The sequence below is a fragment of the Flavobacterium tructae genome, assembly GCF_002217475.1.
Taxonomy (GTDB): Bacteria; Bacteroidota; Bacteroidia; order Flavobacteriales; family Flavobacteriaceae; genus Flavobacterium; species Flavobacterium tructae.
In genome coordinates this window covers 37,293-51,832 of the sequence record NZ_MUHH01000032.1, presented here as the reverse complement: position 1 = coordinate 51,832, position 14,540 = coordinate 37,293, and the positions used below count along the sequence as shown (strand labels likewise).

At 35.5% G+C, this 14,540-nt stretch carries 11 protein-coding genes; 6 read left to right on the top strand and 5 right to left on the bottom strand.

All coding sequences use genetic code 11. The features are described from left to right. Position 1: 1 nt before the first annotated feature. From B0A80_RS14595 to miaB, 5 genes are all read right to left on the bottom strand, one after another. Positions 2 to 1,342 (bottom strand): tetratricopeptide repeat protein, encoded by a 1,341-nt coding sequence (locus B0A80_RS14595; RefSeq protein WP_089077725.1) that lies wholly within the window; start codon positions 1,340 to 1,342, stop codon positions 2 to 4. A gap of 101 nt (positions 1,343 to 1,443) precedes the next feature. Further along, on the bottom strand, positions 1,444 to 1,947 hold the full coding sequence (locus B0A80_RS14590; protein ID WP_026110044.1) for an LptE family protein: 504 nt from the start codon (positions 1,945 to 1,947) through the stop codon (positions 1,444 to 1,446). Positions 1,948 to 2,129: 182 nt separating this feature from the next. Next, a complete protein-coding gene (locus B0A80_RS14585) occupies positions 2,130 to 3,383 on the bottom strand; it encodes a sigma-54 interaction domain-containing protein (RefSeq protein WP_017496996.1) in 1,254 nt (417 codons plus the stop codon). Between the two features lie 53 nt (positions 3,384 to 3,436). Then, positions 3,437 to 3,808 carry a GxxExxY protein gene (locus tag B0A80_RS14580; RefSeq protein WP_089077724.1) on the bottom strand — a complete coding sequence of 124 codons (372 nt, stop codon included), beginning with the start codon at positions 3,806 to 3,808 and terminating at the stop codon, positions 3,437 to 3,439. Between the two features lie 84 nt (positions 3,809 to 3,892). Then, a complete protein-coding gene (gene miaB / locus B0A80_RS14575) occupies positions 3,893 to 5,338 on the bottom strand; it encodes a tRNA (N6-isopentenyl adenosine(37)-C2)-methylthiotransferase MiaB (RefSeq protein WP_089077723.1) in 1,446 nt (481 codons plus the stop codon). A 284-nt stretch (positions 5,339 to 5,622) separates the two neighbouring features. Here miaB and topA point away from each other — a divergent pair, with 284 nt between their 5' ends. From topA to porN, 6 genes are all read left to right on the top strand, one after another. Further along, entirely contained in the window at positions 5,623 to 8,157 is a 2,535-nt protein-coding gene (gene topA, locus B0A80_RS14570) for a type I DNA topoisomerase (RefSeq protein WP_089077722.1), read from the top strand. A 3-nt stretch (positions 8,158 to 8,160) separates the two neighbouring features. Continuing rightward, complete coding sequence (locus tag B0A80_RS14565; RefSeq protein WP_089077721.1) at positions 8,161 to 9,312, top strand: formimidoylglutamase; 1,152 nt, start codon at positions 8,161 to 8,163, stop codon at positions 9,310 to 9,312. A gap of 263 nt (positions 9,313 to 9,575) precedes the next feature. Next, a complete protein-coding gene (porK, locus tag B0A80_RS14560) occupies positions 9,576 to 10,979 on the top strand; it encodes a T9SS ring complex lipoprotein PorK/GldK (protein ID WP_026110043.1) in 1,404 nt (467 codons plus the stop codon). A 77-nt stretch (positions 10,980 to 11,056) separates the two neighbouring features. Beyond that, on the top strand, positions 11,057 to 11,704 hold the full coding sequence (gene porL, locus B0A80_RS14555; RefSeq protein WP_070908728.1) for a type IX secretion system motor protein PorL/GldL: 648 nt from the start codon (positions 11,057 to 11,059) through the stop codon (positions 11,702 to 11,704). A gap of 51 nt (positions 11,705 to 11,755) precedes the next feature. Then, complete coding sequence (gene porM / locus B0A80_RS14550) at positions 11,756 to 13,297, top strand: type IX secretion system motor protein PorM/GldM (RefSeq protein WP_017496990.1); 1,542 nt, start codon at positions 11,756 to 11,758, stop codon at positions 13,295 to 13,297. A 43-nt stretch (positions 13,298 to 13,340) separates the two neighbouring features. Then, the gene (gene porN, locus B0A80_RS14545; RefSeq protein ID WP_017496989.1) at positions 13,341 to 14,330 is read left to right on the top strand and encodes a type IX secretion system ring subunit PorN/GldN; all 990 of its coding nucleotides are present in this window, start codon (positions 13,341 to 13,343) and stop codon (positions 14,328 to 14,330) included. The last annotated feature ends 210 nt before the right edge of the window (positions 14,331 to 14,540 follow it).

The following is a 14,540-nucleotide window of genomic DNA, read 5'->3' as shown; positions in this document are numbered from 1 at the left end:
TTTAAATATTATTGTTATTTTGTTGTAAAATCTTTATATCCGAAATACGGTCTGCAAAGAAACTAATTTTTTCTGGATATTTCAAAATTAATATTTCATATGCTTGTATTGCTTTGGTGTATTTTTTTTGTTCCAAATATACTCTGGCCAAAGTTTCTGTCATTAAGTAAGAATTATCTTCTTTGCTTAGGTCTGATTGTACGGTCTGCGTTATTGCAGTTTGTTTGATAGGAGAGATCTTCGGATTGGTTTCGATGAATTTATCGATCAATTCTGCTTTTTTCTTTTTCTCTTCTTCAATTGATTCCGTTACTGTTGGAGATTCCGTTACTTTTTCGGGCTCTTTTATTTCGGGTGAAGTTTCTTCGCTTCTGTCAATTGGTTCCGTTCTGGCTAATTGCAGCCATTCCTGAAAAGAATGTTTTTCGTTAACAGAAAAATCCAAAGGCTGTCCTATTTCCAGATTTTCTTCTGCTGTTTTTACACTCTCAGGAACTTCGGCTTCTTTTGGTTCCTCGATTAATTCAGGTTGTTCGGAAACAACCGTCGTTGCTTCTTTTATAGAATTTAATATCGATTGCTCAACTGGGTTGACTTTTACTTCTTTAACCTCTGGTTTTATTTCCTGAATTTCTTCCTCAACGATTTCATCAAAGAAAGTTGGTGTCGGCTCTTTGGTTGGAGGTAATACAGGTTGTTGTTCCGTCAACTCTGTTTCCGTTTGCTCGATTTTTGCAGGTTCTTCTAAAATGATTGGAGCAACTTCTACAGGCTCGGCAACAATAAATTGTTCTGAAACAGATTCAACAGCTTTTTCTATTGTTTTTACCGGCTCTTCAAAGGTTACAGCTGCTGCTTCTTGTGCAGAATCTAGTATTGATTGTTCAATAAATTGATTGACAGGTTTTTCTTCTCCTTTTACAGGTTCTTCAAAAGTTACTGTTGCAGCTTCTTTTATAGAATCCAAAATAGATTGCTCGATTGGATTAACACGTACTTCCGGTGCTTTTTTGACTTCTTCAAAGGATACGATCTCACTGTCAAAAACTTTAATTTCCATAAGGTCTCTAAGTTTCTTATCGTAATATTCACTTTGAATTGAAGTGAAAGATTCAGAAGTAATAAAATCAAATAAAACGGTACGATCCGTAGTATGAGCTGCTGTGACTTTTAACGCATAATTATACTTAAAACTGTTTTGATCGTAAAGTCCTTTTAAGCGCAAGGCTCTTGCACTTTGAAAATAAGGAAATTCATTCAAAACGCTTCCCAATGCTTCTGCCTGCTTTTCGGTAATAGCATCAGGCTTGTTCATTAAGTAGGTATAATCGGTTACATTCATTTATTCTATTGTTTAATCGTTTATGGGGTTAATTGTTTATTTGTTTCACTGTTTAATCGATTAGACGCTTAAAAGTTTTAATGATTCGACAGAAAAGCTAATTACCATTTTGCTAGTGACTCGTTAAAAATATCTTGTGTGATTCTTTCAAAAATAACCTGAATAGCTGTATTTAGAGTAGCTCCGGTAGGTAGTCCCTGTCCTGGGAAATCATAGTAAAATTCAAATGTTTTTTCGAAATCGTCTTTTTCCTTCTTTTTATTGGTAAACCTCACATGTACACGAATACTTAAACGGTTTTGAAAAGCTCCCTGATCGGCAGTTGCGGTCATTGGTGTGGTTCTGTAATCTACAATTTCTCCTTCGTAAACTAAATCACCACTATTACTTACCAGGTTTAAATTGGTTTGATTTTGAATTAAATCTTGTAGGGTCAATGTAAAAGTTCGATCAATTCCCGGTTCAATTAAATCAGCATTATTTTGAAAAAAGTTGACCTGAAAAGTTTTGGCATCGATGTTTCCTGTTCCTGTAAAGTTGTAAACAGAACAACCGCTTAGCATGAACAAGCTCATTAAGGCTAATAAAGAATATATTTTTTTCATAATATCAATTGAGGGTAAATTCCAAATCTCAAATTCCAAATTCCAAGTTTTTAGGGAATCCCATTTTTTTTCAAATATAACAATTTGGATTTGAGTGCTGGCGCATCGGCGAAGCAATTTGGATTTTATTTTTTTGTCTCAGGTTTTAAACCAGGAATTTAAAATTTGAGAATTATTTATTTTTATAAATCGAATTGTTTAATTTTTCTATATAAAGTTCGTTCTGAAATGCCTAATTCGTCTGCAGCAGCTTTTCGTTTTCCTTTATTTTTTTCTAGTGACTTTTTGATCATTTCGATTTCTTTCTGTTCTAAACGCAGCACCTCTTCTTCTTCAATGGTTTCCGCAAACAGATAATTGTCGTCCTGCATCTGATAATTGTCCTCGCGTGGAGTAGGTGTCATTACAGCAGTTCTTGGTTCTTCTTCAAAGTCTATTTCGCTTTCATTTTCCTGAGAGCCATATATTTTCTGAATTAAATTCGGATTGATGTCTTGCACTTTTGTGCCATTTTTCATCAGTTCTAAAGTGAGTTTTTTCAAATCGTTCAGATCGCTTTTCATATCAAAAAGCACTTTGTATAAGATGTCTCTTTCGGTGCTGAAATCACTTTCTTTTTTACTATCGTTAATAACAGAAGGCAGACTGCTTCCTTCAGTAGGTAAATACGATTGTAAAGTAGCTGATGAAATATCGCGATTGGTTTCCAGAACCGAGATCTGTTCGGCCACATTTCGCAATTGACGAATGTTTCCGTTCCATCTGAATTTCTGAAGAAGCTGTACCGCATCATCGTCTAATTTTAATGGAGGCATTTTGTATTTGTGCGCAAAGTCGGCTACGAATTTTCGGAACAACAAATGAATGTCATCGTTTCTTTCACGCAATGGCGGTAAAGTAATTTCGACAGTCGTTAAACGATAATATAAATCTTCACGGAATTTTCCTTTTTCGATTGCATTGAACAGGTTCACGTTTGTAGCTGCCACGATTCTAACATTCGTTTTCTGAACTTGCGACGAACCTACTTTAATAAACTCACCATTTTCAAGTACACGAAGCAAACGAACCTGAGTAGTTAAAGGTAATTCTCCAACTTCATCCAGAAAAATAGTTCCTCCGTCAGCTACTTCAAAATACCCTTCACGAGTGCTTGTTGCTCCTGTAAAGGCCCCTTTTTCGTGTCCGAAAAGTTCACTGTCAATAGTTCCTTCCGGAATGGCTCCGCAGTTTACTGCAATATATTTACCATGCTTTCTGTGTGAAAGCGAATGTATAATTCTTGGAATGTTTTCTTTACCAACACCACTTTCCCCAGTTACCATAACCGAAATATCTGTTGGAGCAACCTGAATGGCTTTTTCAATGGCGCGATTTAATTTTGGGTCATTACCAATAATCTCAAATCGTTGTTTTATTGCTTGAACTGTTTCCATGTGTGTTTTTGTCTTTTGCCACAGATTAAAATGATTAACGAAGATTTGCTAATTTATATAATATATCTTTTGTATTGAAGTGATTTTGTTTGAAAATTGACTAACAATCCTACTTCTGAATTGGATAGTTTTATATAATTTATAATCTGAGCAATATGTTCATTTGAAAATTCTTTGATTGCTTTAACCTCTAAAACAATATCTTGATTGATTATAAAATCTGCATAAAATCTGTGAGGTAAAATTTTTCCTTTGTATTCAATTGAATATTCCTTTTCTCTTTCAAAAGAAATATTTTGTTCTTTAAATTCTAATTCTAAAGCGTCTTTATAAATTATTTCTAACAATCCCGGACCAAGATTTCGGTGTACTTCCATACAAATTCCGATAATCTTATATGTTTCTTTTTCTCTGTAATGCTGCATGAGTAGTTTTTTATCACAGATCTAAAAGTAAGAAAAATAACTCAAAAAATCATTTTAATTTCATTAATCTGTGGCAAAAAAAACTTAATTCATGCTACTCAACCCAACAGCTTTTCCTTTCAAGGTACCTGAGGTACAGCTTTCGATTTTTACATTTACAAAGTCTCCAATTTTATAATCTTCTTTAGGGAAAACTACTGTGATACTTTGCGAATTTCTTCCTGAGAATTCTTCTTTTGATTTTTTTGAAACTTTCTCTACCAGAACTTCTACAACCTGTCCAACAAATTCTTCGCTTCTAAACCAGGCATGTTTTTGCTGTAGGTCAACAATTTCCTGTAATCTTCTGGCTTTGGTTTCTTCAGCAACATCATCTTCCATTTTTCTTCCTGCCAAAGTTCCGGGACGCTCAGAGTACGAATACATATAACCGAAATTATATTTCACATATTCCATTAAACTCATAGTGTCTTGGTGATCTTGTTCGGTTTCTGTTGGAAAACCGGCAATCATATCTTGTGAAATCGATGCATTCGGAATGATTGCTCTGATTTTATCAATCAAAGTCATGTATTCTTCACGAGTGTGCAGACGGTTCATTTCTTTTAAAATTCTGTTACTTCCCGACTGAACCGGTAAGTGAATGTGTTTGCAGATATTAGGATGTTTGGCAATAACATGCAATACACTCTCATGCATATCCTGTGGATTTGAAGTCGAAAAGCGGATGCGCATTTTTGGAAAACCAACGGCAACCATTTCCAGCAACTGATCGAAATCAACGGCTGTTGCTTTTTGCATTTCAGAAGCATTTACAAAATCCTTTTTTAATCCGCCTCCGTACCAAAGATAACTGTCGACATTTTGACCTAAAAGTGTAATTTCTTTAAAGCCTTTGCTCCATAAATCCTGAATTTCATTCATGATACTTTGTGGTTCACGGCTGCGTTCACGTCCGCGTGTAAAAGGTACAACGCAAAAGGTACACATGTTATCACAGCCTCGGGTAATCGAAACCAGAGCAGTAATACCATTACTCATCAAACGAACAGGTGAAATATCTCCGTAAGTTTCTTCTTTTGATAAAATTACATTGATGGCATCACGTCCTTCGTCAACTTCAGCTAATAAATTCGGCAGATCTTTGTAAGCATCAGGTCCAACAACAAGATCGACTATTTTCTCTTCCTCCAAAAACTGACTTTTCAAACGTTCGGCCATACAGCCCAGAACGCCCACTTTCATTTTCGGATTGATGCGCTTTACAGCATTATATTTTTCCAGACGTTTGCGAATAGTCTGTTCTGCCTTGTCTCGAATCGAGCAGGTGTTTACCAGAACCAAATCGGCGTCTTCAAGAGTTTGTGTGGTGTTAAATCCGTTTTCAGATAAAATGGAAGCTACAATTTCGCTGTCCGAAAAATTCATCGCACAACCGTAACTTTCAATAAAAAGTTTTTTAGTATTCTCAGGTTTGTTTTCCAAAACGAGACTTTCGCCTTGTTTACTTTCCTCAATAATCTTTTCCATTGTATAATTTCAAAGTGCAAAGATAATGTAAATGGGGAGAATGTGACAAGATGGCAGAGAAAAGATTTTTGATTTTGTAATTCTGCAATCTGTGATTTGAAATCAACAATCTAGAATCAACAATCAGCATCTGCAATCCAAAAAGTTATACCTATATATGTATGAAGTGGGATTACAGATAAATCTGCAATTTTAGGAAACATAATACTAAAATAACTCAAAAATGAGTTCACGGAGTAGATATTTAAAAAAAATAGATACTTTTGTTGCAGAAAAATAGAGCAATGGCAAAGAATTTAGTAATAGTGGAGTCCCCTGCAAAGGCGAAAACGATAGAGAAATTTTTAGGAAGTGATTTTCAGGTAGAGTCGAGTTACGGTCACATAGCGGACTTACCATCAAAGGAAATAGGAGTGGATGTTGAGAATGGTTTTAAGCCTAAATATGAAGTCTCTTCGGATAAAAAAGCCCTGGTAAGCAAGCTGAAAACACTATCTAAGAATGCCGATATGGTTTGGTTAGCGAGCGATGAGGACCGCGAGGGGGAGGCTATTTCCTGGCACCTGGCGGAAGAATTGAAACTGGATACTAAAAAAACCAAAAGAATTGTTTTTCACGAAATTACAAAGACTGCGATTCTTAAAGCAATCGACAATCCAAGAGAAATAGATTATAATCTGGTAAACGCACAACAGGCACGTCGTGTTCTGGATCGTTTAGTAGGTTATGAATTGTCTCCGGTATTGTGGAGAAAAATTAAAGGAGGTTTGTCTGCTGGTCGTGTGCAATCCGTTTCTGTTCGTTTGATTGTAGAACGTGAACGTGAAATTCAGAACTTTAATGCAGTGGCAACTTATTCTATTGTTGCAGAATTTGTAAATGAGGCAGGGAAAGCTTTTAAAGCAAAATTGCCAAAGAACTTTAATACTAAAAAAGAAGCCGAAGATTTTTTAAATAAAAATATCGGATCTCAATATCAGGTAGCCGATCTAGAAACGAAGCCTACCAAGAAATCACCAACAGCACCTTTTACCACTTCGACCCTGCAACAGGAAGCGGCGAGAAAATTGTATTTGCCGGTTGGAATCACCATGCAGTTAGCACAACGTTTGTACGAGGCCGGATTGATTACCTATATGAGAACGGATAGTGTGAATCTTTCTGCGGAGGCTATGAGTGCTGCTGAAGCTGAAATTATAAAATCATACGGAAAAGAATTTTCTAAACCGAGAACTTTTGCCAATAAAAACAAGGGAGCTCAGGAAGCGCACGAGGCAATCCGTCCTACCGATATGTCTCGTCATACGGTGAATATCGACCGCGATCAGGCTCGTTTGTATGATTTGATCTGGAAAAGAACATTAGCTTCACAAATGAGTGATGCACAATTGGAAAGAACCAATGTAAAAATCGAAGCAAACAATCATGATGAGATTTTTACAGCTTCAGGTGAAGTTTTACTTTTTGAAGGATTCTTAAAAGTATACTTAGAAGGACATGATGATGATGAGGAAGAACAAGAGGGGATGTTGCCGGCTTTAAAAGTAAACGAAAAATTAGCAAACAATTATATTACAGCGACCGAAAGATATTCAAGACCTCCGGCACGTTATACAGAGGCTTCTCTGGTGAAGAAATTAGAAGAATTAGGAATCGGTCGTCCGTCTACCTATGCACCAACAATTTCTACTATTATCAACAGAAACTATGTTGAAAAGGGAACTCTGGAAGGACAGGAACGTAATTACACGCAACTGACCTTGCAAAATAGTAAAGTGGGAGAGAAGCTGTTAAAAGAAAATACAGGTTCCGACAAAGGGAAACTGGTTCCAACAGATATCGGAACAATCGTTACTGATTTCTTAGTGAAGAACTTTGGAAATATTCTGGACTATAACTTTACCGCAAAAGTAGAACAGGATTTTGATGAAATTGCCGAAGGAAATATTGACTGGGCAACCATGATGCAGGAATTCTACAATAAATTCCATCCAAATGTAAAAGAAGTTGAGGCAAATGCTGAGCGTGAAAGCGGAGAGAGAATTTTAGGAAAAGATGCTGACGGAAGACAAGTTTCAGTTCGTTTAGGGAAATTTGGTCCAATGGCTCAGATTGGAGAAGCGGACGATGAAGATAAAAAATTCGCCAGTTTAATGGCCGATCAGAATATCGGAAGTATTACACTGGAAGATGCTTTGAATTTGTTTTTACTTCCTAAAAGTTTAGGAGAATACAAAGGAGAAGAAGTGGAAGTGAATAACGGTCGTTACGGTCCATACGTACGTCATGGAAGTGTTTTTATTTCGTTGCCAAGAGGAGAAGATCCTTTAAGTGTTTCAAAAGAAAGAGCGCAGGAACTGATCGATGAAAAAGCACTTGCAGATGCACCAATTGCAACATATAAAGGCGAACCGGTTCAAAAAGGAGTGGGACGTTTTGGTCCGTTCATTAAATGGAATGGCCTTTTTGTGAACGTAAGCAAGAAGTATAATTTTGATAATTTATCTCAGGCAGATGTTGAGGAATTAATTGAAGATAAATTACAGAAGAACATTGATAAAGTGCTTCACAACTGGGAAGAAGAAGGGATTTTGGTTGAAAAGGCACGTTGGGGTCGCTCTGTAATCACAAAAGGAAAAATCAAAATTGAACTGAGTAAAGAGGTTGATGCTACGAAATTAACATTGGAAGAAGTTCAGGAAATGATTGCCAAGAAAACACCGGCTAAAAAAACACCGGCTAAAAAAGCTGCAACCAAAAAGAAAGCTACAACTGCAAAAAAAGCACCTGCAAAAAAACCAGCTGCAAAAAAGAAATAAAGAATGGAGTTTGATTTTTTAGAGCCACTTAACGACGGGATTTTAAAATTTATTAGTTCGTTGTCTTCGCAGGAGTTGGGAAGTAAGATAGTTTTGCATACTGAGGATCAGTTTCCGGATATCAGTAAAATCAATATTGCGATTATTGGTGTTTTAGAAGATCGTCGTAATGAAGATTCAATTAATATTGTTAATCTGAATGCCGTTCGTAAAAAACTTTACGGTATGTTTCCGGGAAACTGGGATGCTTCGATTGCTGATTTGGGAGATATTCTCGCAGGAAATTCTGTAGAAGATACTTATTTTGCTTTAAAGCGAGTGATATCTACTTTAATTAAGAACAAAGTAATTCCTATAGTTCTTGGGGGTTCACAGGATTTAACCTATGCTTTATATCGTGCCTATGATGATTTAGAGCAAATGGTGAATATGGTTGCGGTGGATAATAAGTTTGATTTTGGTAAAGAGAATGAAACGGTTTCGGCTAATTCTTATTTGACTAAAATTATTATCGACGAGCCTAATAATCTTTTTAATTACTGCAACATTGGTTATCAGACTTATTACAATTCACAAGAAGAAATTGATCTGATTGAAAAATTGTTTTTTGATGCCTATCGTTTAGGGGAAATTTCCAATAAGATTGCATTGGCAGAACCGGTTTTTAGAGATGCTGATTTGGTTAGTATCGATTTGAACTCGGTAAAATCTTCAGCTTCCGGAAATATGGTTTCGTTTGAGCCAAACGGTTTCAATGGAAAAGAAATATGTTCGTTGGCAAGGTATGCCGGAATAAGTGATAAAGTTTCCAGTTTTGGAATTTTTAATCACAATAGCACAGCACCCGAAGCTGGTATCATTGCACAAATAGTATGGTATTTTATCGAAGGATATCATTACAGATCTAAGGAATATCCATTTGGTAGTAGAGCAACGTACTTGAAATATATTGTTCCTCTTGAAGACGAAGAATTGATCTTTTATAAAAGTGATAAAACAGACCGTTGGTGGATTGAAATTCCGTTTGAATCAAACGGTCACAATAAATTAAAGAGAAATACGTTATTACCGTGTTCTTACGACGAGTATTTGAGTGCTTGTAATCAGGAATTGCCTGAAAGATGGTGGAAAGCACAACGAAAAAATGCTTTGTAAAATGAAATTTTAGCAGAAATTTTATTTTTTCTGCATTTCTGAAATACTGTTAAATAATATTAGTAAGACAAGTCGTACGGTAACTGATAAATAACGTCTTACGTCGATTTTTTGTGTTAGTTTATCGATGAAATATTTTTTTTTTATTTTATTTAACATTATTTTTGACCGATAAAATAAATTTCGCAACTAGTATTGTTTTTTAGATAAATAATAAATACGTTTACGGACTTATAATAATGAATAGATAATCCCAAATTTATATGAAGAAGTTTATTGCATTTGCAACAATGTTAACACTGGTAATTGGCTGTGGTAAGTCAGGTGACAAAGGTGAGTTGGTAGGTGTTACAGGAGGTAAATGGCATCCTGAGAAGCCTTATGGAATGACATTAGTTCCTGGTGGATCTTTTATTATGGGTAAATCAGATGCTGATTTAGCTAATGTGGAGGATGCTCCTACTAGAACGGTGACAGTTCGTTCATTTTATATGGATGAAACAGAGATTACCAATAGTGAGTACCGTCAATTTGTAGAGTGGGTAAAAGACTCTACAATGAGAGTTCGTTTGGCTATTTTAGCTGATGAAACAGGTCAAAAACCTGCAGGTGATTCTAAAGGTAAAAAAGGCGGAAGTATTGCTGATTTTGCATTTAATGATTCGGATCCGGAAAAAATGACTGCATATGATAAATATATGTATGATAACTACTACAGTGTAGGAACAAAAGATGATCCTTATGCAGGTAGAAAATTAAACAAAAAAGTAAAGTTAATTAAAGATACAAAAGCTTACCCGGATGAGTATTATACTGAGGTAATGGATTCTATGTATTTACCAATTGAAGAGTCTTACAATGGTTTAAGAACAATTGATGTAAACAAATTGAAATTCCGTTATTCCTGGATGGATATTCAGGCTGCAGCGAAAGCTAAAGTTGGAAAAAGAAAAGACTTCGTTAAAACGGAACAAGTAAGTGTTTATCCTGATACAACAGTTTGGATTAAAGATTTTGCTTATTCTTACAATGAGCCAATGCATAACGATTATTTTTGGCATAAAGCTTATGGAGATTATCCTGTAGTGGGTGTAACCTGGAAACAGGCAAAAGCATTCTGTGCATGGAGAACTTTGAACAAAAACGGTTATATCAAATCTAAGAAAAAAGGACGTGACTTAGTAAATGCTTTCAGATTGCCAACAGAGGCAGAGTGGGAGTATGCTGCAAGAGGAGGTCTGGAATCAGCTACTTACCCTTGGGGAGGTCCTTATACGAAAAGCGACAGAGGTTGTTTCTTAGCAAACTTCAAACCAAGCAGAGGAGATTATGCTGCTGACGAAGCATTATACACTGTTGAAGCTAAATCTTATGAAGTTAACGGTTATGGTTTATACAACATGGCAGGAAACGTTTCAGAGTGGACAGATTCAGCTTATAACCCAAATGCATACGAGTATGTTTCTACAATGAACCCTAACGTAATTGATGGAAACAATCAAAGAAAAGTAGTTCGTGGAGGTTCTTGGAAAGACGTTGCTTATTTCCTACAGGTAAGTACACGTGACCACGAATATGCTGATTCTGCGAGAAGTTATATTGGTTTCAGAACTGTACAAGATTACATGGGAACTCAATCAACTGGAGGCGGTAAGAAGAAAAAGTAATCATTTAATTAATTAAAATCAAATAAGTAAACCAAATCAACAAATCTATTTTAAATTAAAACCTAAAAAAAAGTATTATGGCATTATTAAGTAAAAAAGCAATGAATTTCGCTTATGGTATGGGAGCGGCAGTAGTAATTATTGGAGCATTATTCAAAATTACTCACTTTGAGATTGGACCATTAACAGGGACTGTTATGTTATCGATTGGATTGGTAACTGAGGCGTTAATCTTTGCTCTTTCTGCTTTCGAACCAGTTGAAGACGAATTAGACTGGACTCTTGTTTACCCTGAATTAGCGAATGGTCAGGCTAGAAAAAAAGCTGACAAAGTTGAGGCACCATCTGACGCCCAAGGATTATTGTCTCAAAAATTAGATGCAATGTTAAAAGATGCTAAAATTGACGGAGAGTTAATGGCAAGCTTAGGAAACAGCATTAAAAACTTCGAAGGAGCTGCTAAAGCTATTTCTCCAACAGTTGATTCAATTGCAGGACAAAAGAAATATGCTGAAGAAATGTCTATGGCTGCTGCACAAATGGAATCATTAAACAGTTTATACAAAGTTCAATTAGAAAGTGCTTCCAGAAATGCACAAGCAAACAGCGAAATTGCTGAAAATGCTTCTAAATTAAAAGAACAAATGCAATCTATGACTGCAAACATTGCTTCATTAAACAGTGTTTACGGTGGAATGCTTTCTGCAATGAGTAACAAAGGATAATTAGTTTTTGACTATTATATTAAATTTATTAATAAGAACTAATTAGAAAAAATGGCAGGAGGAAAATTAACCCCTAGACAGAAGATGATTAACCTGATGTATCTGGTTTTCATCGCAATGTTAGCAATGAACGTATCAAAAGAAGTTATATCTGCTTTTGGTTTGATGAATGAAAAATTTGAAGATGCAAATACTTCTTCAGTTACTACAAATGCTGGTTTATTGACAGCTTTAGATCAGAAAGCTGCTGAAGCAAAAGGAGAATTCGCTATCGCTGCGGGAACTGCTCATAAAGTTGAAGCAATTACAAAAGATTTTTATAGTTTTATTGGAGGTCTGAAAACTCAGGCTGTAAAAGGATTTGAAGTAGATAAAGAAACTGGAAAAATGCCTTACGAGTCTATGGACAGAGGTGATAACATCGACGACTGGTTTACAGGAGACGGTTACACTAAAAAAGGAAATGAAATTATCGCTAAAATCGAGAAATACAAATCAGATATTAAAGCTGCTTTAGGTACAGATAAAAAATATGCTGATATTATTGCAGAGGTAGAGAAAAAATTTAATGTTTCTGATGTAAAAAACAAAGAAGGTATAAAAGAAAAATACTTAGCATATCACTTCAAAGGATTTCCTGCAATTGCTTCAGCTGCAAAACTTTCAGCTTGGCAGAATGATGTTCAAAAACTTGAAGCTGACGTTTACAACCGTGCTTTAGGAAAAGCAGCTGTTGCTGCTGCTTCTTACAGCAATTATCAAGCGATTGTTGTTTTAGACAAAAACGCTTACTTCCAAGGAGAGAAAGTTACTGGTAAGGTAGTTTTAGGTCGTTATGACGAAAACACAAAACCAACTTCATTCCAAGGTCCTGGACAAATTGTTAACGGACAAGCGGTTATTTCCTTAACTGCAGGAGGTGTTGGAGAGCAAAATATTAATGGACAATTTACATTCTTAGAAGATGGTAAAAACATTCCACTTAAATTTGCCGGAAAATATGTTGTAGTACCAAGACCAAACTCAGCTACAATTTCTGCTGATAAAATGAACGTAGTATATAGAGGAGTTGTGAATCCAATCTCTGTATCGTTCGCTGGTGTTGATGCAAACAAAATTGTTGCAAGTGCTCCGGGATTAGTATCTGCTGGAAAACCTGGAAAATATAACATGAACCCTGGTTCAGGTACTGAAGCTACTATTTCTGTTACTGGTACATTGCCAAACGGAGATAAAGTTACAGATAAGAAAACGTTCAGAATTAAAGGTATTCCTGGACCAACTGGTACAATTAGAGGAGAAATGGGTGTTGTTAAAGGACCTAAATCTAACTTAGAAATTGCTACAATTGGTGCTAAATTACTTGATTTCGATTTCGAAGTTGGTTTAGATGTTGTTGGATTTAATTTAAAAATCGCAGGACAACCTACAGTGGTTGTTAATGGTAACAGATTAAATGCACAATGTAAATCAGTTCTTGCAAGAGCTGGTAAAGGAGACCAGGTTACTATTTCTGAAATTAAAACTAAACTTGTTGGAGCTGGTAGTTATTTATTGCCAAGAACTGCTCCGGTAATTTACGAAATACAATAATATAGTAGGTAAAACTACTTCAATATCTTATAATGATATCATGATGAAAGTAAGAAATTTTTTAATAGCTATTGTTTCTATCGCTGGAGGATTTTCTTCCTATGCGCAATCGAATTTGCTTAATGCAAAAACACCGGCTCAGATAGGTCTTAAGACTCCTGCGCAACTTATTTCTGATAACGATAAGCCTTTAGCTTATGGTTATGTAGATGATAGAGATATCTTAATGGGAAAAACTACTTGGGAGATCATTGATTTAAATGAAAAAATCAATTTTCCAATGTACTTTCCGGTTGATACGGCTAATATTGGTTCTGACAGACGTTCACTTTATGATGTTTTGACGAAAGCTGTTAAAAGCGGCAAAATAACTGAAGTATACAGCGACAGTTATTTCAATACTAAAAAATCTTTGAAAGATATTCAGGGTGCATTATCACGTATTGATACAACAGATGCAGGTAGAGAATTAATCAACCAATATCCGGACGACTACAAAACACGTGTTGTGAAGAAAAAAGTTGTGACTGGTACTGGTAAGAAAAAAGTAGTTTCTTATGTGGATGAAACTGTTGGTCCAACAAGAACGGTGCCAGCTGAGTATATCTTGAAACAAGACTTAACTGCAGCAGATGTTACACAATATAAAATTAAAGGATACTGGTATTTTGACAAACGTCAAAGCGAATTGAAATATCGTTTGCTTGGAATTTGTCCAGTAACTCCGGATGTTTACACAATGAATAGTGACGAAAAAGATTATATTGAGTTGTTTTGGGTTTTCTTCCCTAACGCCAGAGAGGCGCTGCACGAAGCAAAAGCATTCAACGATAATAACTCTGCACTTCCAATTTCATTCGATCAGATTTTAAATTCAAGACGTTTTAATGCGGTTGTTTATAAAGAAGAAAACTTGTACGGAGATCGTGAGATTAAAGATTACATGAAAGACAACGCACAAAATCAATTGTTAGAATCTGAAAGAGTAAAAGAGAAGATTCGTAACTTTGAGCAAGATATGTGGAACTACTAAGTATCTGAATAACAATATATCAAAAACTCTTACTACATTTGTAGTAAGAGTTTTTTTTTGCTCATTATCTTGAGAATCAGCTTAAATGGTGAATTTGTTGAGCTTTTTAGGGTTGATTTGGGTTAGAGTAGTTGTTATTGTGGTGTTTCTTTATGTTGTGTGAGAAAAAACACAATAAACGCCATGTGTTTACGTTCAATAGATTTTAAT